The organism is Heyndrickxia coagulans 36D1 (genome assembly GCF_000169195.2).
Classification (GTDB): Bacteria; Bacillota; Bacilli; order Bacillales; family Bacillaceae_C; genus Weizmannia; species Weizmannia faecalis.
Genome location: NC_016023.1, coordinates 474,354 through 499,105, shown reverse-complemented (window position 1 = coordinate 499,105; position 24,752 = coordinate 474,354). Strand labels below are relative to the sequence as shown.

At 46.9% G+C, this 24,752-nt stretch carries 22 protein-coding genes; 20 read left to right on the top strand and 2 right to left on the bottom strand.

All coding sequences use genetic code 11. The features are described from left to right. The first annotated feature begins 46 nt into the window (after nt 1-46). From BCOA_RS19660 to BCOA_RS19630, 7 genes are all read left to right on the top strand, one after another. Complete coding sequence (locus tag BCOA_RS19660; protein WP_014095863.1) at nt 47-1,030, top strand: homoserine dehydrogenase; 984 nt, start codon at nt 47-49, stop codon at nt 1,028-1,030. 384 nt (nt 1,031-1,414) lie between these two features. Next, a complete protein-coding gene (locus BCOA_RS19655; RefSeq protein WP_014095862.1) occupies nt 1,415-2,851 on the top strand; it encodes a S41 family peptidase in 1,437 nt (478 codons plus the stop codon). Between the two features lie 1,197 nt (nt 2,852-4,048). Further along, nucleotides 4,049-5,245, top strand: coding sequence for a PDZ domain-containing protein (locus tag BCOA_RS19650; RefSeq protein ID WP_225621021.1), 1,197 nt, complete (start codon nt 4,049-4,051; stop codon nt 5,243-5,245). 312 nt (nt 5,246-5,557) lie between these two features. Then, nucleotides 5,558-6,508, top strand: a complete 951-nt coding sequence (locus BCOA_RS19645) for an ABC transporter permease (RefSeq protein ID WP_014095860.1) — start codon at nt 5,558-5,560, stop codon at nt 6,506-6,508. After that, nucleotides 6,501-7,451 carry an iron chelate uptake ABC transporter family permease subunit gene (locus BCOA_RS19640; protein ID WP_014095859.1) on the top strand — a complete coding sequence of 317 codons (951 nt, stop codon included), beginning with the start codon at nt 6,501-6,503 and terminating at the stop codon, nt 7,449-7,451. The genes BCOA_RS19645 and BCOA_RS19640 overlap by 8 nt, the downstream gene beginning before the upstream one ends. Beyond that, nucleotides 7,445-8,203 carry an iron ABC transporter ATP-binding protein gene (locus tag BCOA_RS19635; RefSeq protein WP_014095858.1) on the top strand — a complete coding sequence of 253 codons (759 nt, stop codon included), beginning with the start codon at nt 7,445-7,447 and terminating at the stop codon, nt 8,201-8,203. Before BCOA_RS19640 ends, BCOA_RS19635 begins: the two co-directional genes overlap by 7 nt. Nucleotides 8,204-8,217: 14 nt before the next feature. Then, nucleotides 8,218-9,156, top strand: a complete 939-nt coding sequence (locus BCOA_RS19630; protein ID WP_041817877.1) for a siderophore ABC transporter substrate-binding protein — start codon at nt 8,218-8,220, stop codon at nt 9,154-9,156. A gap of 56 nt (nt 9,157-9,212) precedes the next feature. Here BCOA_RS19630 and BCOA_RS19625 read toward each other — a convergent pair whose 3' ends face one another. Beyond that, nucleotides 9,213-9,449 carry an indolepyruvate ferredoxin oxidoreductase subunit alpha gene (locus tag BCOA_RS19625; protein WP_026104642.1) on the bottom strand — a complete coding sequence of 79 codons (237 nt, stop codon included), beginning with the start codon at nt 9,447-9,449 and terminating at the stop codon, nt 9,213-9,215. A 306-nt stretch (nt 9,450-9,755) separates the two neighbouring features. Between BCOA_RS19625 and BCOA_RS19620 the strand changes: the two genes are divergently transcribed. From BCOA_RS19620 to pnpS, 3 genes are all read left to right on the top strand, one after another. Continuing rightward, nucleotides 9,756-10,058, top strand: coding sequence for a DUF5316 domain-containing protein (locus BCOA_RS19620; protein ID WP_014095855.1), 303 nt, complete (start codon nt 9,756-9,758; stop codon nt 10,056-10,058). 110 nt (nt 10,059-10,168) lie between these two features. Further along, nucleotides 10,169-10,861, top strand: coding sequence for a response regulator transcription factor (locus BCOA_RS19615; protein ID WP_013858648.1), 693 nt, complete (start codon nt 10,169-10,171; stop codon nt 10,859-10,861). Nucleotides 10,862-10,878: 17 nt separating this feature from the next. Next, nucleotides 10,879-12,666 (top strand): two-component system histidine kinase PnpS, encoded by a 1,788-nt coding sequence (gene pnpS / locus BCOA_RS19610; protein WP_014095854.1) that lies wholly within the window; start codon nt 10,879-10,881, stop codon nt 12,664-12,666. Between the two features lie 1,345 nt (nt 12,667-14,011). Here the strand turns inward: pnpS and hemG are convergent. Next, nucleotides 14,012-15,424 carry a protoporphyrinogen oxidase gene (gene hemG / locus BCOA_RS19605; RefSeq protein ID WP_014095852.1) on the bottom strand — a complete coding sequence of 471 codons (1,413 nt, stop codon included), beginning with the start codon at nt 15,422-15,424 and terminating at the stop codon, nt 14,012-14,014. Between the two features lie 220 nt (nt 15,425-15,644). Here hemG and BCOA_RS19600 point away from each other — a divergent pair, with 220 nt between their 5' ends. From BCOA_RS19600 to BCOA_RS19550, 10 genes are all read left to right on the top strand, one after another. Continuing rightward, a complete protein-coding gene (locus BCOA_RS19600; protein WP_014095851.1) occupies nt 15,645-16,532 on the top strand; it encodes a phosphate ABC transporter substrate-binding protein in 888 nt (295 codons plus the stop codon). 720 nt (nt 16,533-17,252) lie between these two features. Beyond that, a complete protein-coding gene (gene pstC / locus BCOA_RS19595; RefSeq protein WP_258435296.1) occupies nt 17,253-18,107 on the top strand; it encodes a phosphate ABC transporter permease subunit PstC in 855 nt (284 codons plus the stop codon). Then, complete coding sequence (pstA, locus tag BCOA_RS19590) at nt 18,104-18,988, top strand: phosphate ABC transporter permease PstA (protein ID WP_014095849.1); 885 nt, start codon at nt 18,104-18,106, stop codon at nt 18,986-18,988. Before pstC ends, pstA begins: the two co-directional genes overlap by 4 nt. Beyond that, a complete protein-coding gene (locus tag BCOA_RS19585) occupies nt 18,985-19,350 on the top strand; it encodes a hypothetical protein (protein ID WP_017551686.1) in 366 nt (121 codons plus the stop codon). The genes pstA and BCOA_RS19585 overlap by 4 nt, the downstream gene beginning before the upstream one ends. Further along, the gene (gene pstB, locus BCOA_RS19580) at nt 19,334-20,155 is read left to right on the top strand and encodes a phosphate ABC transporter ATP-binding protein PstB (RefSeq protein ID WP_235601114.1); all 822 of its coding nucleotides are present in this window, start codon (nt 19,334-19,336) and stop codon (nt 20,153-20,155) included. Before BCOA_RS19585 ends, pstB (BCOA_RS19580) begins: the two co-directional genes overlap by 17 nt. Nucleotides 20,156-20,182: 27 nt before the next feature. Next, nucleotides 20,183-20,968: a phosphate ABC transporter ATP-binding protein PstB gene (pstB, locus tag BCOA_RS19575; protein WP_014095847.1), complete on the top strand. Its 786-nt coding sequence runs from the start codon at nt 20,183-20,185 to the stop codon at nt 20,966-20,968. Nucleotides 20,969-21,270: 302 nt separating this feature from the next. After that, nucleotides 21,271-22,218: a glycosyltransferase family 2 protein gene (locus BCOA_RS19565; RefSeq protein ID WP_014095845.1), complete on the top strand. Its 948-nt coding sequence runs from the start codon at nt 21,271-21,273 to the stop codon at nt 22,216-22,218. Further along, complete coding sequence (locus tag BCOA_RS19560; protein ID WP_041817873.1) at nt 22,206-24,020, top strand: DUF6020 family protein; 1,815 nt, start codon at nt 22,206-22,208, stop codon at nt 24,018-24,020. The genes BCOA_RS19565 and BCOA_RS19560 overlap by 13 nt, the downstream gene beginning before the upstream one ends. After that, entirely contained in the window at nt 24,013-24,366 is a 354-nt protein-coding gene (locus tag BCOA_RS19555) for a DMT family transporter (RefSeq protein WP_014095843.1), read from the top strand. The genes BCOA_RS19560 and BCOA_RS19555 overlap by 8 nt, the downstream gene beginning before the upstream one ends. Next, a complete protein-coding gene (locus tag BCOA_RS19550) occupies nt 24,356-24,685 on the top strand; it encodes an EamA family transporter (RefSeq protein WP_014095842.1) in 330 nt (109 codons plus the stop codon). Before BCOA_RS19555 ends, BCOA_RS19550 begins: the two co-directional genes overlap by 11 nt. Nucleotides 24,686-24,752 lie beyond the last annotated feature (67 nt).

The following is a 24,752-nucleotide window of genomic DNA, read 5'->3' as shown; positions in this document are numbered from 1 at the left end:
CGCTTCAGAGGCGAAAGAGCGCTAGATGTAGGGAGGAGTTTGGATAATGAGAGTGATTAAAGCAGCGCTGCTCGGCTTTGGGACGGTCGGCCAGGGCGTGTACGAAGCGGTCCGGACCCACCGCGAGCAGCTGAAAGAAAAGCTGCATGCCGAGGTAGAGATTGCAGCGGTTCTGATCAAAAACCCCCGTAAAAAGCGGAACATTGACAGTTCTGTACTCGTCACGACGGACTTCCGGGAAGTTCTCGCCATTCCCGGCCTTGAAGTCGTGTTTGAAGCGATTGTCGGGGAAGAACCAGGCTTTTCCTACTGTTTACAAGCGATTGAAAAAGGCTGCCACGTCATTACTGCCAATAAAGTCATGTTTGCACGATATGGAAATGTGTTGCTTGAAAAAGCGAAAGAAAAAGGCGTGTTTGTCGGTTACGAAGCGACAACCGCAGGCGGCATCCCTGTGATTCGGACGATTTCCCAGCAGCTTCAGGTCAATGACATCCAGCGTGTACAGGCGATTTTAAACGGGACATCCAATTTTGTTTTATCGGCCATGCGCGAAAAACATCTTCCGTTTGAAGAAGCGTTGGAAATCGCCAGGCAGCACGGCTACGCAGAAGCTGACCCGGGCAATGATGTAAAAGGGCAGGACGCCTTTTGCAAGCTGATGATCCTGAGCCGGCTCGTATTCGGAACCCAGCCGGACTGGGAGAAAGTAGAAGTTGAAGGGATAGGCGGCCTCTCGCTTGCGGATATTGAAAGAGCGGATCGGAAGGGACTCCGTTATAAGCATATTGCGGACATATACCGTGATGGCAGGACGCTGAAAGCATCCGTTAAGCCTGTCCTCGTCCCTCCCGAACACGCCCTTTATGCGGTGGAAGGCGTCAACAATGCCGTCACGATTTACGGCAGCCTGATCGGAAAAATTACCCTTACAGGTCCGGGTGCCGGAAAGTTTCCGACGGCGAGCGCCATGATTGAAGACTTTGCGGCGGGTTACCGGCCCGTTCCGCAATTGGATGCCGTTTCGTGAACCAAGGAAACGTATCCATATTTTTTGCGATGCTAAGATTAGCGCGGGGGAAAACCCCTCAACCTCTTTACGGCTTCTTCCGTTTTTGCTTTGCCGGCTTAGCGGAAGAGGCTTCTTTTTTACCTGTTGTGATGGTGGCTCCATCCCGTTCGTGCCGTTTTGTGAACAGCATGGTCGGCCGGATCACGTATCCCCTAAAGAAACCAGAGCCCGTTTTGCATTACGCATTTTTTAGCTTCACGGCAGCCTGTTTGCATCCTCGGCGGGACTTTCGCCGTCTTTTTCCGCTACCCGGCATATGCCCCCCGGCTTGTACATATATTGAATTATCGAGATGAAGAACCCCGCTTTTGGCGGCGCTTCTTGTACAAGGAGGGCATCACCATGAAACGAAAATGGCTGGCGCTTGCGATTTCGGGATCGCTGCTTGCCGGTGCAGGCGGCGGCTATACGGCAGGCCAATGGTTTTCACAAAAGGACAAGGCAGCCCCCACCCGCCAGGAAACAACCGGTGGGACAAGCAATATGCCGGACCTCACAAAAATTGCCCAGGCATACCAATTAATTAAAAGTTCCTATGTCCGGAAAGTTGACGAAAAAACACTTGTGGAAGGCGCAATCAAAGGCATGGTCAGTACATTGGACGATCCGTATTCCATCTACATGGACAAAGAGACAGCCGCGCAATTCAACGACACGCTGGATTCCTCTTTTCAAGGCATCGGCGCCGAAATTACCAAAAAAAACGGAAAAATACTGATTGTTTCTCCTTATAGAAACTCCCCGGCGGAAAAAGCGGGACTGCGCCCGGAAGACGTGATTACAACAATTAACGGAAAAAGTACGGCAGGCATGGACTTATACGAAGTGACAACACGAATCAGAGGAAAAAAAGGCTCCAATGTGAAGCTGGGTATTTCAAGGGCCGGATCCGGCAAACAGATGACAGTGACGGTCAAACGTGATGAAATCCCGCTTGACACGGTCTACTCGAAAATGAAAAAGGCAAACGGGAAAAAAATCGGTTATATCGGCATTACCCAGTTTTCAAAAGATACGGCAACAGATTTTGCACAGCAGCTCGAAAAACTTGAAAACCGCGGCATGGAAGGGCTTGTTATTGATGTACGGGGAAATCCGGGCGGCCTTCTTTCCAGTGTTGAAGCGATTCTCAAGCAGTTTGTTACAAGAAACAAGCCGTATTTGCAAATTGAGGAACGGAGCGGGCACCGTGTCCAGTATGTGTCCAAACTGAAGAAAAAGAAGGCTTACCCGGTTGCGGTTCTCGTCGATAAAGGCAGCGCGAGCGCTTCTGAAATAATGGCGGCTGCACTTCATGAAACGGAAAATTATCCGTTAATTGGCGTCCGGACATTCGGCAAAGGGACGGTGCAGGAAGCGGTGCCGATGGAAGATGAGAGCATCATCAAACTCACCATGTTTAAATGGCTTACGCCCGATGGCCATTGGATCCATCATAAAGGCATTGCCCCGACGATTGAAGTGAAACAGCCGGACTATTTTGATGCCCAGGCTTTGCAAATCAGCCGCATGTTGAAAAAGGATATGAACAACACCCAAATCAAAACCGCCCAGCAAATGCTAAAGAGTCTTGGTTTTTCACCGGGAAGGGAAGACGGTTATTTCGATATCCAGACGGAAAATGCCGTCAAGGCGTTCCAGTTTGACAAAGGCCTTCCGGTAACCGGCAGCATCAATCAAAAAACGGCCGATGAAATGGAAAAATCGCTGTACAAAATGGCGCACGCGGAAAAAAACGATTTGCAGCTGCAAGTCGCATTAAAGGTTGTCAGCAAGTAACACCGTTTTAGCGGACCGGGTTGCAAGCCAACGTGCAGCAACTTGCTTTTTTTGCCCTTAACTCTCATGTCTCTGTCTTACTGCCACTTTTTGCGACTCCCAGCGCAATTGTAAAAAAACGGAAAAATAAACGTGGATGCCGGTTTGGACAGAAAATCTATGAGTCTGGAAAAAATCCTTATGGTCATTGTCTTATGACGGAAATATAATAAAGAAAAGATAACTATGCCTTTGAAAAAGGGGTTAATGATGTATTGGAAATTAAGAATTCCTTTATTGTTACTTGTTTTTGGTGTTACAGCTGGTTTTTGTCAAAAGTATCCCACGCTCTTTTTGGCGAATGTAAGTAACTTTGTAGCAAGTGCAGTATATATTGGATTGGTAGCAGTCATAATTCTTATTTTAGAAAGAACAGGAATAAACGAAAAAAGGTCCACTTCCTTTTTGCAATTCTCTTAATTTGTGTAGGATACTTATTTGACAGTTGGATGGCATAAGGGCTTGCTGAACGAATCCACTTCTGTGTTTGTCCCCACTTTGTCAGTAAGCTCTAGAAGAACTTCGAAAATGCGATTCTGTCTTTTCTATACATTGAATCAGTTTTCAAGTGCAAGCTTTTCTTTGGATTTTTATAATCCCCTTGTATTTAAATTTTTGCCAAAGCTGTCAGCATCCTTTCCAAATCTAGGAATTTTACTTATTTAGCAAGCCCTATGTTAAGGAAGCGCGGGAAAAAGAAGGCCTTTCTTCACATAGAGTCCGTCTACGTTAAGAAAGCAAGCAAAAACGAGACTCTTCCTTCACATAGGGCGCGTCTAGTTATGCCCCTTTGAACTGTCCTCCGGAACTCTTTGAAGTCCATCCCCGCAGCGAGGCACGAGCGAGGAGGCTCGCCGGCCGCCCACGAAAAGCGAGTGGATTTCGCGCGCATTAACACCCCTGTTATCCATCTTTATACAGAAATATTACGTCACTTCGGGGCAGCTTCCTCCTGAGCCAGGAAAGCAAGCATAGCGCGGTAGCCAAAAGTGTACAAAAAGAGCGTCTTAGAATACCCGATTTTAAACCCCTGTCGCGAAAAACTTGGTACATATCCCTATCGCTGAAAAACTTGACACATACAAAATCCGGAATTTCGAAGCGCTTTTCGCCAAAATCTGCTAAAATAATACTACAAATAGGTACGTGCGGGGGATGGTGTTTCGGTTGGAACAGATTTGGCTCATTGAAGTGTTAAAAGGCATCGGAAGATTTTTTCTCCATCCGATATTCTATTATGCGCTGTTGCTCGCGCTCGTTTCTGGTGCGGCAAGAGTGAAGCGGGAAAGAAACGATTTTCATATCAGGATTTATAAAGGATCGCTTGAACTGCGGTCTTTATTTCCTGCCGGGCTCATATGCGGGTTGATCCTTTCCGCTCTCTCAGTGGCGGCGGGGGTTGAAGTGTCATGGCCTGTTCTTGCTGCGGTGGCGGCTGCGACGATTTTATTTTCGCTCGTAGGCCAATTCCGGTTTCTCTCACCGGCATTTACCTTGGGCATACCGGTACTCCTGTTTTTTGTTTTCACATGGCTGCCGGTTCAACTGCCGGATTGGATGAGCGGCACAACCGATGCGATGGTTGCCGGGCTCTCCATTTTAGCAGGTCTTCTTTTGTTAGCGGAAGGCGTGCTGCTGAGGACAAGCGGCACGAAGCATGTTTCCCCGAAACTGCGGAAAAGCCGGCGCGGTTTGAATGTCGGTGCATTTGTGGCCAAAAAACTCTGGCTTGTGCCGGTCGTTTGTTTTCTGCCCGCAGGCCCGCTTTCGGTCACCGCTTCATGGTGGCCTGTTGTGAACTGGGGTGGACATACGTTTTCACTGGTGCTTGTCCCGTTTTTAATCGGTTTCCAGCACCAAATCCAGAGCACTTTACCGCAATCTGCATTGAAGCGGATCGGGACCTGGGTTATTTGGGCGGGCATCATGACGACCGCAATCGGAGCAGCAGGGCTCTATTTTCCTTATTTTCCTGCAGTAGCAGCCGTTTTTGCCATTGTCGCGAGAGCATGGATCTCCATTCGCCACCGGATGCGTGAAAACAACGCACCGTATTATTTTACACAGCAGAACAACGGCATGATCGTTTTAGGGATCATACCGGGTTCAAAAGCGGAGAAAATGGGGCTTTCCATCGGTGAAGTGATTTCCAAATGCAACGGCGAGCCCGTTCGCAATACGGATGAATTTTACCGTGCCCTACAGAAAAGCCCGGCTTATTGCAAACTTGAAGTCATCGATACGAACGGGGAAATGCGCTTTGCCCAGGGTGCGCTTTATGAAGGCGAGCATCATGAACTTGGCATATTGACCGTAGAAAATAACATCAACTGGGATCCGGACCAGGCGGGATGACCGGAAAATAGAAAGCGGCGGAAACTTCCAAAAGGAGGTCCCGCCGCTTTTTTCATCGACACATCGTAACCACAATTGCGTTTGTCACTGACCATCTCGTACGGAGGCGATTTCAAAAGGCCGGTTGCGTTTTTCGTTGACTATGATCCTTGCAATTCTATCTGTCAAAATTCAAAACCTGTTTTCTATGGAAAACACGTTAAAAATATTGAAAACTTAATTGACAATGATTCTCACTATCAATATAATTATAATTGATAATGAAAATCAATTACAACGAGCTGACAAAAGAAACGGGGGAGTACGAATGGAATGAAAAAAAGATATTTAGTGCCCCTGCTTGCCGTCCTGTCCATCATTTCAATTTTCATCGGCGCAGAAAATATCAGACCGGCGGATATGCTCCATTTAAGCAGGGAGCAGACGGAAATTTTGCTGGCAAGCCGCCTGCCGCGTCTGATCAGCATCATCATTGCAGGCATGGGCATGAGCATCTGCGGCCTTGTGATGCAGCAGTTGACGAGAAATAAATTTGTCTCCCCGACGACAGCCGGCACGATGGACTGTGCCCGGCTCGGCATTTTAGTTGCGATCATCCTGTTTTCGGCGGCAAGCCCGCTGATCAAAATTGCGGTTGCTTTTTGCTTTGCTCTGGCTGGCACCTTGCTGTTCATGAAAATACTGGGCCGGATTAAATGGAACGATACGATTTTCATCCCGCTTGTCGGGCTGATGTTTGGCAATATCGTAAGCTCTGTATCGACTTTCTTTGCGTATAAATTCGATTTAATCCAGAGCCTGTCCTCATGGCTGCAAGGCGATTTTTCAGGCGTGCTGAAAGGAAAGTACGAGATGCTTTATTTAGCAGTTCCCGCCGTTTTGGTCGCGTATGTGTTCGCAAACCGGTTTACGGTCGCCGGCATGGGGGAAGATTTTGCCAAAAACCTTGGCCTGAATTATAAGCAGGTGGTCAATATCGGCCTTGTCCTTGTCGCGCTGATTACTTCGGCAACGGTACTGACAGTCGGCACCATCCCGTTTCTGGGCTTAATTATTCCAAACATTGTGTCCATTTACCGCGGCGACCATATGAAAAAAAGCATTACGGTGACGGCGCTGCTTGGGGCAGTGTTCCTGCTATTTTGCGATATTTTGGGGCGCCTTGTCATTTATCCATATGAAGTGCCGATCAGTTTAACAGCCGGCATCATCGGGAGTGGCATTTTTGTATATTTGCTGCTGAGGAGACACGCTTATGCATAGTCGTTCAAAACTGCTTATGCTTACCGCAATTGCAGCAGGCCTCATTGCAGCGTATATTTGCATCGGGTCTTACTGGGATTTCAACTATATTATCCCGTCAAGAATCCGGAAAATTTTCGCCATCATCCTGACCGGCTGTGCGATTGCCTTTTCGAGCCTTATTTTTCAGACGATTACGAACAACCGCATTTTAACGCCGAACGTGCTCGGGCTGGATTCCCTTTATCTCATGATCCAGACGGTGGTCGTTTTCGCAATGGGGGCAAAAACGCTAACGATGATGCAGAGCCATGTCAATTTTGTGGTTTCACTTGTGGCGATGGTGCTGTTTTCTGCCGTTTTGTTCCATTTGATTCTTCGCCGGGGCAGGCAAAATATGTATTTTCTGCTATTGATCGGGATGATTTTTGGCACTTTATTCGGCAGTTTCACTTCTTTTATGCAAATGCTGATCGATCCGAATGAGTTTCAGGTGCTGCAGGATAAAATGTTTGCCAGCTTCAACAATGTGAATGTCCATTTGCTGTGGGTTTCTTTTGTGCTTGTTGTATTGTGCGGGTTGTATTATTTGCGTTTTGCCAAGTTTATGGATGTGATGCTGCTCGGGCGGGATCAGGCGGTCAACCTTGGTGTCGATTATAACCGGGTAGTGCGGCATCTGCTTTTGATTGTCGTCATCCTTGTCTCCGTCTCGACAGCGTTGGTCGGGCCGATCACATTCCTTGGCCTGCTCGTTGTCAACGTCGCTTATCAATTTTTTGATACATACCGGCATACAATCCTTATACCGGGTGCAATGCTGATCAGCGTCGTCTTCCTGACAGGAGGGCAGTTGCTTGTGGAAAGAGTCTTCCAGTTCTCTGTTCCGCTCAGCGTCATCATCAATTTTGCCGGGGGCATCTATTTTATTTACTTACTTTTAAAGGAGAGTCGCGCATGGTAAATGTGATGAATGTCTTAAAAAGCTACGGGAGCAAGAAGGTCATTGACCATGTGTCTGTTAAAATTCCAAAGGGAAAAATCACTTCTTTTATCGGGCCAAATGGTGCCGGAAAAAGCACCTTGCTTTCGATCATCAGCCGGCTTGAATTTTCGGATGAAGGGGATGTATACATAGACGGGGAGGCCGTCAGCCGTACAAACAGTAAAAAGCTGGCGAAAAAAATATCCATCCTGAAGCAGTCCAATCATATGAACATCCGGCTGACAGTAAGGGAACTTGTCGCATTCGGGCGCTTTCCGCATTCAGAAGGACGGCTCACGGATTCGGATCAAAAAATGATTGATAAAGCGATTGCCTATATGGAACTGGAAGAATATGAGAACCAGTACCTGGATGAACTGAGCGGCGGGCAGCGGCAGCGCGCATACATCGCAATGGTGCTGGCCCAGAACACGGAGTATATTTTGCTTGATGAACCGTTAAATAATCTTGACATGAAACATTCGGTCCAGATTATGAAAGTGTTGCGCAAGCTTGCCGATGAGCTGGGCAAAACCGTTTTAATTGTCATTCACGACATTAATTTCGCCTCGTTTTATTCCGATTACATTGTGGCGATGAAAGACGGGAAAATCGTAAAACAGGGGAAAACGGATGACATCATTCGCCCTTCTGTTTTAAAGGAAATTTACGATATGGATATTCAAATTCAGGATTACTGTCAAAATAAGTTTTGCTTATATTATGGATGAAAAGGGGATTTGAGATGAGAAAGCGCTATTTGGCCGGAGTCATGATTTTGTTGTTAGCAGTATTTGCTGCCGGGTGCGGAACGAAAGAAAGCGCCGGGGGTAGCAGTGCCTCATCAAAGAAAATAACTGTAAAGCATGAACTTGGAACCACGAAAGTCACGGAAAACCCAAAGAAAGTCGTCGTGTTTGACTTTGGTGTGCTGGATTCGATGGATAAGTTGGGCATTAAAGTGACAGGTGTGCCGCAGGACAATCTTCCGCCATATTTGAAAAAATACAAAAGCAGCAAGTATGAAAATGTCGGCGGCGTCATGGAACCGGATTTTGACAAGATCAGTGAAATCCATCCGGACCTGATCATCATTTCCGGCAGGCAGCGGGACAACTACAAGGAATTTAAGAAAATTGCCCCGACGGTTTATATGGGGCTGGATCCAACGAAGTATATGGATTCCTTTAAACAGAATATGGAAACGCTCGGCAAAATTTTCAATAAAGAAAATGCCGTGAAAAAGCAATTGGCCGATATTGATGATTCAATCAACAGCCTGCATGCAAAAGCGGAAAAAGTGAACGGCAAAGCGTTGATTGTCCTGACAACCGGCGGAAAAGTGAGCGCGTTCGGACCGGGTTCACGGTTTGGCCTCATCCACGACGTATTTGGTGTACCGGCTGCGGACAAAAACATTAAAGCATCCATTCACGGGCAGAATGTGTCATTTGAATATATCATGAAAACCAATCCCGACTATTTGTTTGTCATTGACCGCGATGCAGCCATCGGGCAGGGCGGAAATGCCAAGAGCATCATCGAAAACGACCTCGTCAAGAAAACGAATGCTTACAAGAACAAACATATCGTTTACCTTGACCCGGGCTACTGGTACCTTTCCGGCGGCGGGCTCGTCTCCGTATCCGAAATGGTGAAAGAAGTCCGGAATGCGATTGATTAAGCCGTGCCAACGCCCGGTTTTAAAAATAACCCCCGCATATGGTGCGGGGGTTATTTTTACTCTGAATAAAATTTGCGGGCTTTTTCCAGGAAGGCCATATCCTCTTCTTCCAGTTCTTCTTCATGATAGATGGCTTCTACCGGACAAACTGCCTGGCAAGCGCCGCAATCGATGCAAATATCCGGGTCGATAAAGTACTGGTCTTCCCCCTCGGCAATACAATCCACGGGGCATACATCCACGCATTCGGCCGCTTTTTCGCCGATGCACGGTTGGGTAATTACAAATGCCATTTTCCAGATCACCTTTTTCCTATATGTTAATCATTATCCGTCTAGCGTTGCGTTTATATCCATCCATTTTGCCAGCCGGACATCCCCGGGCCGGCAGGGTGACAATACGCAATATTCGAAGCCGGGCGTCCATGCTTTATCTTTTAACGATCATTTTTAATATAACAAAATGGTAGGAATCTTTCAATCAAAACTCTCTGCGTGTGGGAAGGAGATTTAAAAAACACGCAACAAGAGACGTCTTAAAAGCAGGACATTTTATGACGGAGGCTGAATATAACAATAAAGAAAAGGAGGGGGCAAAAATTGAAGGCATATGCTGTTATAACCGGAATGATCATTGCTGCGGCTGGCATCATTGCAGGGCTGTTTACCAGGGATTTTTCAAAAACCTATTGGATCTGCGGGATAGCGGCAGCAATTGGGATTGTTTTCTCCGGCATCACGATGGGGGCGTTTGTGGGCGGCATGGAGACACGGGCTAACTATTTTTCTGAAACAAAAGAACATCACCAATCAAGATTCAGCCTGACGATGCTTTTTTTCCTGTTCGGATTGCCGAATCTTATTGCCGTTCTGGCAGTATTTCTCATCCAAATGTACGCTTAACATTTACATATTTTCCGGCCGCGCGTGGAATGCTTGAGATCCAGCTTTACAATGGAAAAGCAGGCACGATACAATGAAGAAAAACAAGTCGGGGAGCGGGGCTATAACAGATGGCTAAAAAAGTTTTGGTTGTGGATGATGAACCATCCATTGTGACCCTTTTAAAATTTAATCTCGAGCAGGCCGGTTTTGAAGTGCTGACTGCCAGTGACGGAAACGAGGGATATGATACAGCAAGGAAAGAAAAACTTGATGTCATTATCCTCGATCTGATGCTGCCAGGCATGGATGGCATGGACGTTTGCAAGCAGTTGCGGCTTGGGAAAATCAATACGCCCATTTTAATGCTGACAGCTAAAAGTGATGAACTGGATAAAATTCTCGGCCTTGAACTCGGGGCAGATGATTATATTACAAAACCGTTCAGCCCGCGGGAAGTGGTGGCACGTGTGAAAGCGATCCTGCGGCGGGCAGAAACAAAAACAGAAGAAGAAACCGCTGAGGCGATAAAAGTGGGCGACCTGCGCATTTTACCGGAACAATTCGAAGCCTATTTTAAAGAGAAAAAACTGGAGCTGACCCCGAAAGAATTCGAATTGCTTTTGTATTTGGCAAACCATGCAGGAAAAGTGTTAAGTCGCGACCAGCTGCTTAATGCTGTTTGGAATTTCGATTTTGCGGGTGATACAAGAATCGTCGACGTACACATCAGCCACCTTCGCGAAAAAATGGAAGAAGATACGAAACAGCCGCAATATATTAAAACAGTCAGGGGTTTTGGCTATAAAATGGAAGTGATGTAGCAGGAAAGGGCTATGCAATGAATAAATTATGGATCCGCATTTTTATTGCATTTTTATCGATTTTGGCCGCCGTATTGCTGGCTATCGGTTTTTTCGTTGCTGATATGATTCAACATACATATATGGACATGGCGCGCACGCAGCTTTCCCAGGATGCAGATCTACTGATGAAAACGATCCGTCCGCAAACATTCAAAGACAAGCCGGATGTACTGCAAGGAAAAGTCCGGCATTATTATTCCAACCACGAACCGCGTATTACCATCATTGATACAAACGGGAAAGTGCTCGCAGATTCGGACGATGATCCGGCAAAGATGGAAAATCACGCAAACCGACCGGAATTCAGGCAGGTTATAAGGCAGCATAAAGCAAGCGGTGAGTCCATCCGCTCAAGCCATACGCTCGGGTACAATATGATGTATGTCGCAAATCCGGTAAAAGAAAATGGGAAAGTTATCGCAGTCATCCGGACCTCCATTGCGCTTAACCGGATTGATGCTGTGCTAAAAGGATTGTGGTTCAGCCTCGGGCTTGCAATGGCGGTGGCCTTCCTCATTTCCGGCTGGATCAGCTATGTGCTGGCACGGAAATTTACGCGCCCGATTGAAGCGAGCATTGAGGTTAGCAACCGCCTGATTGAAAAAGATTATGACAGCCGTGTCCGTGTCAATGCAAGCGGGGAATTGCGGCAGCTGACAAAAGCCATTAATAATCTTGCCCATAACTTAAAGCAGCAAATGAACGAGATTGATGAAAACGAGCAGCAGCTGACCGCCGTATTGGAAAATATGGACAGCGGGGTCATGCTTATTCAGACATCGGGGCGGATCATGCTCGTGAACCGGGCAATGGAAGAAATGACGGGTTTGTCGTCCGGCGAATTGATTGGAAAGCGCCATATCGAAGCGGGAAAAAGTTTCGGGCTCAGCCAGCTGATCGATCGTTCATTAAAAACGGGTGAACGGTTTCGGGACGAGGTCCATCTTTATTACCCGAAAGAGCGCATTCTCGATGCCCATATTGCGCCATATGTCGGGGAGAGCGGAGAGCTGCGCGGCGTTGTGGCGGTCCTGCACGACGTAACAGAAACGAGACGACTTGAGCAGATCCGCAGCGAGTTTGTTGCAAATGTCTCCCACGAATTGAAAACGCCTGTCACCTCTGTCAAAGGGTTTGCGGAAACGTTACTAGACGGTGCCATGTATGATGAAGCGACACTCAGGGAATTTTTAAAGATCATCTATGACGAGTCCGACCGGCTGCACCGGCTCATTTCCGACATTCTCGATTTGTCCAGGATCGAGCAGCATCGCATTCTGTTGAAAATGGAACAGCTCAATGTGGTCGATGTTGTCGCAGAGACCGTCCAAACGATGCGGAAAAGAATAGAAAAGAAACAGCTGGAACTTGTGCTGCCACAAAAGCGGCACGTCATGATGGAAGCAGACAAAGACCGGCTCCGCCAAATCCTGTTGAATTTGGTAACGAACGCGATTGCTTATACGCCGGATAAAGGCAGGATTGAAATCAGCCTGATCGAAAGGGAAAATGAGCTGGACCTGATTGTAAGCGATACAGGCATCGGTATTTCCGAAAAGGATTTGCCGCGCATCTTTGAACGGTTTTACCGGGTCGATAAAGCCCGGTCAAGGCAGTCCGGCGGTACGGGGCTCGGCCTTGCGATTGTTAAGCATCTTGTTGAATCATACCATGGTAAAATCCGGGTTGAAAGCGAGGAAGGAAAAGGGAGCACCTTTATCGTCACTCTGCCGCGGACGCAAACCAGGCCGGACGCTGTTTAAAAGCGTCCGATCTGTTGCTTTTTGCGGATAATAAACGCGTTTTATGTGAAGGAAGCGCTTCGTTTTTGTTTGCTTTCTTAACGTAAACGGGCTCTATGTGAAGGAAGCGCCTCGTTTTTGCTTACTTCCTTAGCATAGGCGGGCTCTATGTAAAGGAAGGTCGTCAATTTTCCGCGCTTTCTTAACATAGACGGGCTCTATGTAAAGGAAGGTCTTCGTTTTTCCGTGCTTTCTTCACGTAGACGGGCTCTATGTGAAGGAAGGTCTTCGTTTTTCCGTGCTTCCTTAACGTAGATGGGCTCTATGTAAAGAAAGGCCGTCAATTTTTCGCGCTTCCTTAACATAGACGGGCTCTATGTAAAGGAAGGCCTTCGTTTTTCCACGCTTTCTTAACATAGACGGGCTCTATGTGAAGGAAGGTCTTCGTTTTTCCGCGCTTTCTTAACGTAGATGCGCTCTATGTGAAGGAAGGTCTACGTTTTTCCGCGCTTTCTTAACATAGACGGGCTCTATGTAAAGGAAGGTCTACGTTTTTCCGTGCTTTCTTAACGTAGATGGGCTCTATGTAAAGGAAGGCCGTCAATTTTCCACGCTTTCTTCACGTAGATGGGCTCTATGTGAAGAAAGGCCGTCTTTTTTTTGAGCTTCCTTAACATACAAAAACTGAAATGTCCTTCATAAGCGGGATGAAGGACAAAAGGGGACAAACCGCAGTCTGAAACGTCCTTCATAACCGGGATGAAAGACAAAAGGGTGCAAACCACAAGCCGAAATGTCCTTCATAAGTTGAATGAAGGACAAAAGGATGCAAACCGCAGTCTGAAATGTCCTTCATAAGCGGAATGAAGGACAAAAGGGGACGAACCACAAGCTGAAATGTCCTTCATAAGTTGAATGAAGGACAAAAGGGGCGAGCTGCAATTCGAAATGTCTTTCATAATTGGATTGTAAGACAAAAGAGCAGGAACTGCATCTCCGGTAGAACTGTCCCGTTAGGAGTTCCAATTAGACAAAAGGCCCGCGCCCGGCGCAAGCTTTGTCCAATTGGCGGGTCTAACTAGACAAAAAGCTCCCGTTCCCCGCAAGCTTTGTTCCGTTAGGCGTTCTAATTAGACAAACCCTCCTGACCTCCGTAAGTTTTGTCTAATTAGACGTCAAAACCACATTCACTGAGGCACCAGCGGAAAAATAAAAAATCAACCGGCGCATCTTTTCAGGATAGACAAGATAAAAATGGCCGATCCGTGTTTTGCCCGATCAGTGCAGCCAATCTTGTCTGCGGGTTTCAACAGAAATGCCGAATGAACAAAGCTTTGCAAGTTTTGTCCATTCGGCAATACATGATTTACACATTTAAACTGCCCTGCTCCCTTAGTTTTTCCATTACCTTTCCCGCCGTTTCTTTTCCATTCACGATGCAATCGGCGATGCCGACGCCGTAGTAAGAGCAACCGGCGAGCACCACGTCCGGGTCGCTTGCTGATAGCTTTTTGGTTAGCGCTTCTACCCTCTGACGGTGGTGCAAATCGTACTTCGGCATCTTGCCCAGCCATTTTGTCACTTCCGCTGCCACTGGCTGTGCACTTATCCCGAGCGCCTGCCGCACATCTTTCAGCGCCGTTTCAATCAGGCCCTCCTGATCCATCGCATTCAGCCGGTTAAACAGTGCGGCATCCGCGTCTTTATAAAACAAGCGCAACAGCAGGCGTCCATTTTTCGACGTGTGCGGCCATTTCCGGCTTGTCCATGTGCAGGCATTGCAAACGAGCCCACTTCCGCCAGAAACAATAAAACCTGTCCCGTCTTTCGGCAAGACTGCATCCGGCACGTCAAAACCAAGATAAACGGTGATCACCGAAGCGGCCTTAAACTGATCCCATTCCTTATCCAAAGCAGGGTTCGCAAGCAGTTTCTTCGCTGCAGCATGCGGTACGGCAAGCACCACCACATCTGCTTTAAGCCTGCGCCCGTCCGACAATACAACAGTATAGCCTTTTTCGTGCCGTTCAAGCGCAACTGCTTTCACGCCTTTTATGATGTCAGCGCCCGCTGCCTTTTCCTCAAGGCGGTCAGCCAGTTCGGACAAACCGTTTTTAAACGATACAAATTTTTTCTTCTCAGGAGACAAGAAAGTTTGCTTATGTTCGGACAAACCTTTCATAATGCTGCCATACCGATTTTTATAATCGACAAGAAACGGCATTGTTGTCGCCAATGTCAGTTCATACAAATTGCCGGAGTAAACGCCGGACAGCACCGGCGCAATTTGTTTCTCCACCAGTTCTTTGCCGAAAAAAGCCTCCAAAAATTCTCCGGCTGAACTGTCTTTTGTAAAAGAATGGTTTTTCGTAAACAAATCTTTCAGCGCCGTCAGTTTCCCTTTCGTTGAAACAAGTTCACTGCCAAAAAGGGCATCCAAACTTGCCGGAATGCCAAACACTGCCTCTCGCGGAATCGGTTTTAACCCATCTTCCCGGTAAAGATACGAGATGCCGGTAGCATTGTGGCGGATCCGGTTTTCAAGCCCAAGTTCTTTCAAAAACCCGGCTACCCCTTTTTTGCGGGCAACGATCGAATCCGCGCCCGTTTCCATAATAAAACCCTCTTTCCGGACGGTACGGAGCTTTCCGCCGGCTTCCGGATTTTCTTCCACAAGGGCCAAGGATACCTGTGCCCCTGTTTTTTCAATCTGTTTATGAAGCTCGTACAATGCGGTAAGGCCCGTAATGCCCCCGCCAATGATCACGACCGATTTCAATTTTATACCTCCGTTCAGCCTCTGTTACTTCTATTATAAACAAACCGGTTTCTTCTATTTTTTATGTTTTTGCCTAAAATGTGACAATCACCCTTTAAAATCTTACACCTGGTTCTATCATCTTTACAAACTCTTAACATTCCATTCATATCTGCTTAATACCGCACGATTATCTTTAAAAGTGCAAGGAGCAAGCCAATAAAAAACAGGGGGCAAAAAAATGAAGAAAAAGTTTGCAGCGGTATTTGGCTTATTCACGATTTTCGCAGTGATTGCAGCCGGGTGCGGGAACACAAAAGAGACGACAGTATCCGGCAAGGGCGCAAAACAGGAAAGCATCACGGCTGTCGGTTCAACCGCACTCCAGCCGCTTGTGCAGGAAGCCGCGACACAATATATGAATGATCATCCTGAAGCAACCATTAACGTACAGGGCGGCGGCAGCGGAACTGGATTGAGCAAAGTTGCGGAAGGCGCTGTCCAAATCGGGAATTCTGACGTTTTTGCCGAGGAAAAAGACGGCATTGACGCAAGCAAAATTACGGACCATAAAGTTGCGGTTGTCGGATTTGCGCCGGTTGCAAATCAGGATATCGGCGTCGATAACCTGACAAAACAGCAGCTGATCGGCATTTTCACTGGAAAAATTAAAAACTGGAAAGAAGTCGGCGGAAAAGACCTGAAAATCGTTGTGATCAATCGTGCGGAAGGATCTGGCACACGGGCCGTCTTTGAAAAACAGGCTTTAGATGGCGCTACTGCAGTGAAGGCGCAGGAACAGGACTCTTCGGGTACTGTGCAAAAAATTGTCAACGAAACACCGGGGGCTATCAGCTATCTCGCATTCTCTTATATGAACAATAAAGTCAAAGCTTTAAAAGTGGACGGCGTTGAACCGACAGAAGAGAACGTCAAAACAAACAAATGGAAAATTTGGGCTTATGAACATATGTACACAAAAGGAAAGGCAAAAGGCTTAACGAAAAAGTTTATAGATTACATGCTTTCGGATGAAGTGCAAAAAAACTTCGTTCCGAAACTCGGGTACATGCCTATTTCTGAAATGCAAGTTGAACGGGATGCAAGCGGAAACGTTACAACAAAATAAAGTGGATTTAAAACTTTGCGGAGCTCTGAACTGATGCAAGCAGCAGAATGATCGCCAGAACGATACGGTTTCCGGTTATCCGGGGCACGTCCGGCGGCACATTTCTGCTTGTCTTGTCCTTTTTTGAAAACCGCAACTGAAAAGGATAGACCATGTAAAAGCACAAGCAGCCAAGCGGGCAGAGCGGGTTGCTCGCAAAGCAGAAATGAGTTCGGCAATCAAAGCGGCAACCATGCCCGTTTTTCAAAACCGCAACTGAAAAGGATAGACCATGTAAAAGCACAAGCAGCCGAGCGGGTAAAATAGGTTGCTCGCAAGGCAGAAATGAGTTCGGCAATCAAAGTGGCAACCATGCCCGTTTTTCAAAACCGCAACTGAAAGGGATAGACCAAGTAAAAGCACAAGCAGCCGAGCGGGTAAAATAGGTTGTTCGAAAACAAAATGAGTTCGACAAACAAGCGGCAACCATGCTCTTTTTTCAAAACCGCAACTGAAAAGGATAGACCGTGTAAAAGCACAAACAGCCGAGCGGGCAAAGCAGGTTGCTCGCAAAGTAGAAATTCATCCGGAAATCAAAGCGGCAACCATGCCCGTTTTTAGAAACCGTAACCGGAAGGGGATTTGAACAACGTGAGTGAAAATGCACTCAAATGGACAGAACAGGTTGTCAAAAATAAAGCTAAGCCGCGTTCGAAAATCAAAATAGAACGGCGCGGGAAAATGATGACACTGATTTGCATTGCTTTGATGGCGGTTGTTGCCACATCAATTTTTATTTTTGTCGCAACAAAAGGGCTTGCCCTTTTCTTTGAACATCACGCCAGTGTCCTAGAATTTTTCACCGGAAAAGACTGGAATCCGGGCAAAAAGGATGCTGCTGGAAACCCGGTTGCGGGCGCTTTGCCGATGATAACCGGTTCCTTTGCTGTAACATTTCTTGCCGCTATCGCCTGTGCGCCGCTTTCAATCGGCGGGGCTGTATTTATGACGGAAATTTCCGCTAAACGGGGGCAAAAAATGTTGCAGCCGGTCATCGAATTGCTTGTCGGCATTCCGTCGGTTGTTTACGGATTTATTGGATTAAGCGTCGTCGTTCCTTTTCTTCGTGAACATATATCAGGAAGCGGCTTTGGCATTGCGGCAGGAACCATTGTGCTTGCAGTCATGATTTTGCCGACTGTGATGAGTTTGTCGGTGGATGCAATCCGGGCTGTGCCCGATTCGCTCCGGGAAGCCTCGCTTGCGCTTGGGGCGACGCGTTGGCAAACGACTTACAAAGTAGTGCTGCGGACGGCGCGGCCGGGCCTGTTAACAGCTGTTATTTTCGGGATGGCCCGGGCATTCGGCGAAGCGCTCGCGGTGCAGATGGTGATTGGCAACGCAACGGTGATGCCCCGTTCATTGTTCGAACCGGCATCCACTTTAACGAGCATTTTAACGATGGGCATGGGCAATACCGTGATGGGAAGCGTGGAAAATAACGCGCTTTGGACGTTGGCGCTCGTGCTGCTGCTCATGTCGCTCGTCTTTATCATCATCGTCCGTTTTATCGGCCGCAGGAGGGATGCATCATGAAAGCAAAAATGGCGGACCGTATCGCAACATCCGTTCTTTACTTCATTGCCATGTTTATCGTCGCCATTCTTGCGGGGCTCGTCGGATACATTCTTGTAAAAGGGCTGCCGCACGTTAGCTGGTCATTCATTTCGTCCCCTCCCCAAACCTTTAAAGAAGGCGGGGGAATCGGGCCACAGTTGTTCAATTCCTTTTATTTACTCGTGTTGACAATGGTGATCAGCATGCCAATCGCACTTGGCGCAGGTATTTATATGGCAGAGTATGCACGGAAAAACCGGCTGACGGATTTGCTCAGGACGGCGATTGAAGTGTTGTCTTCGCTTCCGTCTATTGTGGTCGGGCTGTTTGGTTTTCTGTTCTTTGTCCTGTCGATGGGCTGGGGATTTTCGATTTTGTCCGGCGCGTTTGCATTGGCGCTTTTCAATTTGCCACTGCTGGTCCGGGTCGTGGAAGATTCGCTCCGTGCCATTTCGCCAGCGCAGCGGGAAGCAGGCCTTGCACTTGGGGTGTCAAGATGGGAAACGATTCAATCGGTGCTGCTTCCGGCTGCGTTGCCGGGGATCATCACCGGGATTATTTTGGCCTCCGGGCGCGTTTTCGGCGAAGCGGCAGCCCTAATTTATACAGCAGGCATGAGCTCGCCGAATCTTGATTTTTCAAACTGGAACCCGTTCAGCATGAACTCTCCGCTGAACCCGCTCCGCCCGGCTGAAACATTGGCTGTGCACATTTGGAAAATCAACGGGGAAGGCCTCATGCCGGATGCCGCGTCCGTATCAAGCGGCGCGTCCGCAGTGCTGATCCTGTTTGTGCTTATCTTTAATTTTTCAGCAAGGTTTATCGGCAAATGGCTCCACAACCGGATGACTTCGCAATGAAGGCACCGTATCCATTTGGAAACGTGCCGTGCCTGCTTTCAAATCGGTGCATGGCAGGATTAAAAGCAACAGCTTCGCAACCGGATAAGTGGGGATGTTCAAAAACTAACAACGCTACGTCTGTTTGGCATCATAGCTCGTTTTTACTTAGCGAGAATGAGAAGCAAACAGCTCGACAATCGGTTGAGTTCGCCATAAGAGGTTGGGCATGTACCGGTCCAAAAACTGGTAACGGCCATCCGTATCAAACGCTAGGCTTGCACACGTTTCCTTTTAGCCAAGACAAAAAACAGATCCACCTGAATCATTTCACAATAAAAGGAGGAATGACCCATGGCAGTATCGATGCTGGCACGGAATGAAAAAATAGTGCTACCCGCGGTTGAAATCCCTGGGCAGATGCCGGAAGCACAGAACATTATCATCGAAACCAAAAATTTAAGTGTTTTTTACGGGGAAAAAGCAGCGATCCAAAATGTTAGCCTCGCGTTTCCCGAACATCAGGTGACGGCATTAATCGGCCCGTCCGGATGCGGAAAATCCACCTTTTTGCGGAGCCTGAACCGCATGAATGATGAAATTGCAGGCTGCAGGATGTCCGGCGGGATTTTTTATAAAGGAGCCGACATCACCCGGCCCGGCGCGGACGTTTTTGAAATCCGGAAGCATATCGGCATGGTGTTCCAGCGCCCGAATCCGTTCGCAAAATCGGTTTTTGAAAATGTCGCGTTCGGCCCAAAGCACCATGGCGTGAAGAAAAAAGCATGGCTGGAAGAAATTGTCGAAGAAAGCTTAAAAAAAGCAGCATTATGGGATGAAGTGAAGGACCGCCTGCATACGTCCGCGCTTGCCCTATCAGGCGGCCAACAGCAGCGGCTCTGTATCGCAAGGGCGCTCGCCATGAACCCAGATGTCCTGCTTCTTGATGAACCGGCATCGGCGCTCGATCCGGTCTCAACCGGTAAAATTGAGGAACTGATGCTCGAACTGAAAAAAGATTATACCGTTGCCATTGTCACGCACAATTTGCAGCAGGCCGCCCGCATTTCCGACAAAACCGCCTTCTTTTACATGGGTGCACTGATCGAAGCGGGGGACACGACGAAAATGTTTACGAAACCGGAAAACCAACAAACAAGGGACTACTTATCCGGCTTTTTCGGTTAAATCCCGGTGGAAAAGGAGAAATGCAAAATGGCAGCAGTATTGGAAAAACGGGCAGATAACCAAACGGCTATCCGGGCTGAGCGTGTGAATGTGTTTTATAAAAACTTTCAAGCCCTTTACGATATCAATCTGGCATTTCCAAAAAAGCATGTGACAGCACTGATCGGCCCGTCCGGATGCGGAAAATCCACGTTTTTGCGGACGTTGAACCGAATGAATGACAACATCCCCGGTTTCCGAATGGAAGGCCATATTACGATTGGAGACGAACATATTTATGCGCCAAAAACGGATGTTGTCCAATTAAGAAAAAATGTCGGCATGGTCTTCCAGCGCCCGAATCCGTTTCCGATGTCCATTTACGATAATGTCGCGTACGGTCCGCGCATCCACGGTGTTAAAAACCGGCATGTGCTGGATGAAATCGTAGAAAAATGTTTGATGCAGGCTGCGCTGTGGGATGAAGTGAAAGACCGCCTTCACACCTCTGCCACGGGGCTTTCCGGCGGGCAGCAGCAAAGGCTTGTGCTTGCAAGGGTGCTCGCGGTTGAACCGGGCATTATTTTAATGGACGAACCGGCATCGGCACTTGATCCGGTATCGGCCGCAAAAATTGAGGAGTTGATCCTCGAATTGAAAGCACAATACACGATCATTATCGTCACCCATAATATGCAGCAGGCGATGCGCGTGTCCGGACATACCGCTTTCTTTTTGAATGGCAGGGTGGTGGAATTCGCTGAAACAACCAAAATGTTTACAAATCCTGCATCGAAGCAGACAGAAGACTATATTTCAGGACGGTTCGGCTAATCCTTTCCATCGCTTGACAGGTGAAGGAAAGCACATTTTCCATTCAAGTTCAGCTGAGAGGGCAACCGTGCAGCTGACATTTCTGTTTTCTTGAGCCTGAAATGCACAAAAAAAAGCACGTTCACGAAGCGTGTTCTTTTCGTGTACCCGGTGAGCGGAACCATGGCAACAAAACGGAAAAAAGGTCCCGGCAAATCCGGAAAAATCCTGAAACACTCTTTCACTAAAATTTCTCCTCGTGCTATAATAGTTCAGTACTGTATGGCGAATGATAAAATCAGTAATGATTTGGAGGAGCAACAATGAAAACAGCCGTCTTGGTTCCTTGTTATAACGAAGAACTGACGATTGCAAAGGTGATCCGGGACTTTAAGAGAGAGTTGCCTGACGCGGACATATATGTTTATGATAATAATTCAACGGATCGTACATATGAAATTGCCCGGGAAAACGGGGCCATTGTAAAAAAAGAACCGCGCCAGGGAAAAGGCAATGTCGTAAGAGCCATGTTCTTTGAAATTGATGCAGATTACTATGTAATGGTAGACGGGGATGATACGTATCCTACTGAATTTGTACATCAATTGTTAGAGCCTTTAAAAACAGGCGAAGCCGATATGACCATTGGGGACAGGCTGTCAAACGGCACTTACGAAAAAGAAAATAAACGGGCTTTTCATAACCTGGGAAACAATTTGGTAAGAAGTTTAATCAACAAGCTTTACAAAAGCAATATCCAGGATATTATGACGGGATACCGTGCATTTAACCGCTTGTTTGTACGTTCTTTTCCTGTGGTAAGCAAAGGTTTTGAAATTGAAACGGAGATGAGCATCCATTCGCTCGATAAAGGATTTAAAATCAAAGAAATTCCCATTGACTACCGCGATCGTCCGGAAGGGAGCGAGTCAAAACTCAACACTTTTTCTGACGGCCTGAAGGTAATCAAAACGATTTTTACCCTTTTTAAAGATTACAAACCGATGCTATTTTTCACATTTTGGGCAGTCATTTTGCTTATTCTCGGGCTCGTAGCGGGCGTGCCGGTTATTGTGGAATTTTTCCACACCCATTACATTACAAAAGTACCGTCAGCGATCCTGGCAGTCGGTCTTGTCCTGATGGCCATGCTTTCTTTTGCCAGTGCGCTCATTCTGGATACGGTTGTCAGCCACTCCCGTAAGCAATATGAAATGGAGCTTCACACCGTCTACGAAGAATTAAAAAGAGAAAAGGAATGGAGCAGGTAATGTTTGCGCATCAAAAGACCATGCAGGCGGTACTTAGTTTAGTGATCGGCATCTTGGTAGGGCCCGGTTTTCTGCTTTTTTCTTATTCTTTTAAAAGCGTGCCCGGCTGGTATCCGGTTTTTTTCGCGCTGGCCGGTAGCTTTCTGGCATACGGTGCCATTTTTTGGAATATTGGCCGGATGAAGCGCCCTTTAAAATGGGGTTCTTTTCTTTTTTCCCTTGTGCTCTCGGTCATTGTCACATTTGCCTTAAAAGGGCCGCAGCAGCATCTGGCGCACCAGCCCTTTTTGATAAACTGCCTTATTTATCTTGCAACGATTGTGTTTTTGCTATTTGCCATGCTGCTGGCGGTCAAAATACTGTATTCTTTAACAGAGAGCCGGGCAGAAGGGGATGTTCCCAGGAGGCATATTCTTTATTTTTCAATCCTGCCTTTATTGATCTCCCTTCTGTACTTCTGGGCTTTTTATCCGGGCATTTTAATGGCTGATTCTGTCAATCAGTGGCAGCAGGCGCACTCCACTTTTTACAATGACTGGCATCCTGCTGTGATGACATGGCTCATTAAGTTTACGGCCCACATATGGGATACGCCGGCATCATATGTGATTTTCCAGTTCATCTTGACAGCGCTGATTACCGGATACGTCTTTTATGTATTTGAAAAATTAAGGATCAAAAAGCCGGTTTTATGGCTGGGGTATGCGTTTTTCTGCTTTTTGCCGCTTATCCCGCTTTATTCTGTCGTGATTTGGAAAGATACGTTGTTCAGTTATTTTCTGCTGGCGTTTACGGTTATGCTGATTCAGATCATTGATTCGAACGGCAAATGGCTGCGGTCGTTCTCCCATTTGTTGTTTTTGTACTTATCCGTTTGCGGTGTCATTTTTTACCGGCATAACGGCTGGCCGGTGCTGCTTGCAACGATTGTTATTTTTCTTTTTTTCCTGCGAAAACGGTATTTGTATATGTATGGCGTTTTCGCGCTTGCGGTCATTACGTTCCTAATTGTGACAGGCCCGGTTTACAAGCATTACAAAGTGCTTCCGGCTGATGAAACGGAATCGTATTCCATTCTTTACCAGCAGATTGGACGAATTGTGAAGGAAAACGGGCATATAACGCCTGCCCAAAGAGCCGTGATCAATCAGGTGATGCCGATTCCGGATTGGAGAAAATATTATCAGCCGACAGACGTTGATCGGATAAAGTTTACGCCGCACTTTGACCGTGCGTATATTAAATCCCATAAAAAAGCCTTTTTCAGTACGTGGTTCGCGCTATGCCGGCAAAATCCAAAACTTGCTTTGGAAGCTTTTTACGATCAGGAAAAGCTTTCGTGGAAACTGTATATTTCCGGCGAAGAGTTGCGCCGCCCGATTTTCCGGAACAAGGATTTTGAGAAGTACCGTCCCGTTTATTTTATGACCCAAAAGAATGTGCAAAAATATCATGTTCATTATAAATGGTTCTATTATAAAGATTATGGATCAGATCTGGCGAATACAAAACTTTCGTCGCGCATTACGCAAATCAATCAGACATTTTCACAAGGGATGCTCCGTGTGCTTATGATGCCGGCGTTCTATTTGTATCTCATCCTTTTGTTTTTGTTTACTGCCATTTTAAAAGGAAACTGGCGGTTTGTGCTCGCGGCTGTTCCGATGTTTTTAAATCTCGGTTCCATGTTCGCGGCGATTCCGGCCCAGGACATCCGCTACTTTTTTCCAAACTTTTTACTGGCGGTGCCGTTTTTCTTCCTTGCAACATTAACAAGCAGAAAGCGTGATAGCCATGGGTAATTCTATTTTTCAATCGATCCGTAAAAATAAAACGGGCATTTTGCTGATTATGCTTGCGGCATTTTCCACCTCTGTCGGACAGATGCTGTGGAAAATGTCCGGGCATTTTTTGGATGCATACTTTGTGACCGGCTTCTTTCTCTATTTTTGCGGCGCATTGCTGATGATAGTTGCGTTTCGTTTCGGGGATCTTTCTGTCCTTCACCCGCTTTTAAGTATGGGGTATATTTTTTCCCTTTTCCTGGGGAGCATTTTTTTGGGAGAACATATGACGCCTTTAAAAATCATCGGCACTTGCATCATTTTTGCAGGGGCAGCGCTGATAGGGGGCGGGGATGCTGATTAAACTTGTACTTCTTCTATGCATGACGCTGTTAGGGTCATTGGGGGGCTTCTTTTTCAAAAAATGCACTTCCAGAGGATTGAAGCTGAGCGGATTTTTCATTTTGAATCTTGGCATTGGCGGTGTTTTCTATGTATTAGGGGCATTGCTGAATATTCAGTTGCTGAAAATGATGCCGTATACGATTGTATATCCATTAACCTCCATTACATATATTTGGACCTTGATCCTCTCTTCCTTTTTTTTGTCGGAAAAAATGAACAAGAGAAAATGGTTCGGGATTCTGCTCGTCATTACAGGGGCATTTTTCCTTACCATGTAGATTTTAAATCCAGTTGCTTGACGCTGGGTTTATTTTTTTCTAGAATAGTGGAAATATCAAAGAACCA

Coding starts and splice junctions, on each gene's coding strand:
- BCOA_RS19660 (WP_014095863.1), top strand. CDS start 47: ATGAGAGTGATTAAAGCAGCGCTGCTCGGCTTTGGGACGGTCGGCCAG.
- BCOA_RS19655 (WP_014095862.1), top strand. CDS start 1,415: ATGAAACGAAAATGGCTGGCGCTTGCGATTTCGGGATCGCTGCTTGCC.
- BCOA_RS19645 (WP_014095860.1), top strand. CDS start 5,558: ATGAAAAAAAGATATTTAGTGCCCCTGCTTGCCGTCCTGTCCATCATT.
- BCOA_RS19640 (WP_014095859.1), top strand. CDS start 6,501: ATGCATAGTCGTTCAAAACTGCTTATGCTTACCGCAATTGCAGCAGGC.
- BCOA_RS19635 (WP_014095858.1), top strand. CDS start 7,445: ATGGTAAATGTGATGAATGTCTTAAAAAGCTACGGGAGCAAGAAGGTC.
- BCOA_RS19630 (WP_041817877.1), top strand. CDS start 8,218: ATGAGAAAGCGCTATTTGGCCGGAGTCATGATTTTGTTGTTAGCAGTA.
- BCOA_RS19625 (WP_026104642.1), bottom strand. CDS start 9,449: ATGGCATTTGTAATTACCCAACCGTGCATCGGCGAAAAAGCGGCCGAA.
- BCOA_RS19615 (WP_013858648.1), top strand. CDS start 10,169: ATGGCTAAAAAAGTTTTGGTTGTGGATGATGAACCATCCATTGTGACC.
- pnpS (WP_014095854.1), top strand. CDS start 10,879: ATGAATAAATTATGGATCCGCATTTTTATTGCATTTTTATCGATTTTG.
- BCOA_RS19600 (WP_014095851.1), top strand. CDS start 15,645: ATGAAGAAAAAGTTTGCAGCGGTATTTGGCTTATTCACGATTTTCGCA.
- pstC (WP_258435296.1), top strand. CDS start 17,253: ATGATGACACTGATTTGCATTGCTTTGATGGCGGTTGTTGCCACATCA.
- pstA (WP_014095849.1), top strand. CDS start 18,104: ATGAAAGCAAAAATGGCGGACCGTATCGCAACATCCGTTCTTTACTTC.
- BCOA_RS19585 (WP_017551686.1), top strand. CDS start 18,985: ATGAAGGCACCGTATCCATTTGGAAACGTGCCGTGCCTGCTTTCAAAT.
- pstB (WP_235601114.1), top strand. CDS start 19,334: ATGCTGGCACGGAATGAAAAAATAGTGCTACCCGCGGTTGAAATCCCT.
- pstB (WP_014095847.1), top strand. CDS start 20,183: ATGGCAGCAGTATTGGAAAAACGGGCAGATAACCAAACGGCTATCCGG.
- BCOA_RS19565 (WP_014095845.1), top strand. CDS start 21,271: ATGAAAACAGCCGTCTTGGTTCCTTGTTATAACGAAGAACTGACGATT.
- BCOA_RS19560 (WP_041817873.1), top strand. CDS start 22,206: ATGGAGCAGGTAATGTTTGCGCATCAAAAGACCATGCAGGCGGTACTT.
- BCOA_RS19555 (WP_014095843.1), top strand. CDS start 24,013: ATGGGTAATTCTATTTTTCAATCGATCCGTAAAAATAAAACGGGCATT.
- BCOA_RS19550 (WP_014095842.1), top strand. CDS start 24,356: ATGCTGATTAAACTTGTACTTCTTCTATGCATGACGCTGTTAGGGTCA.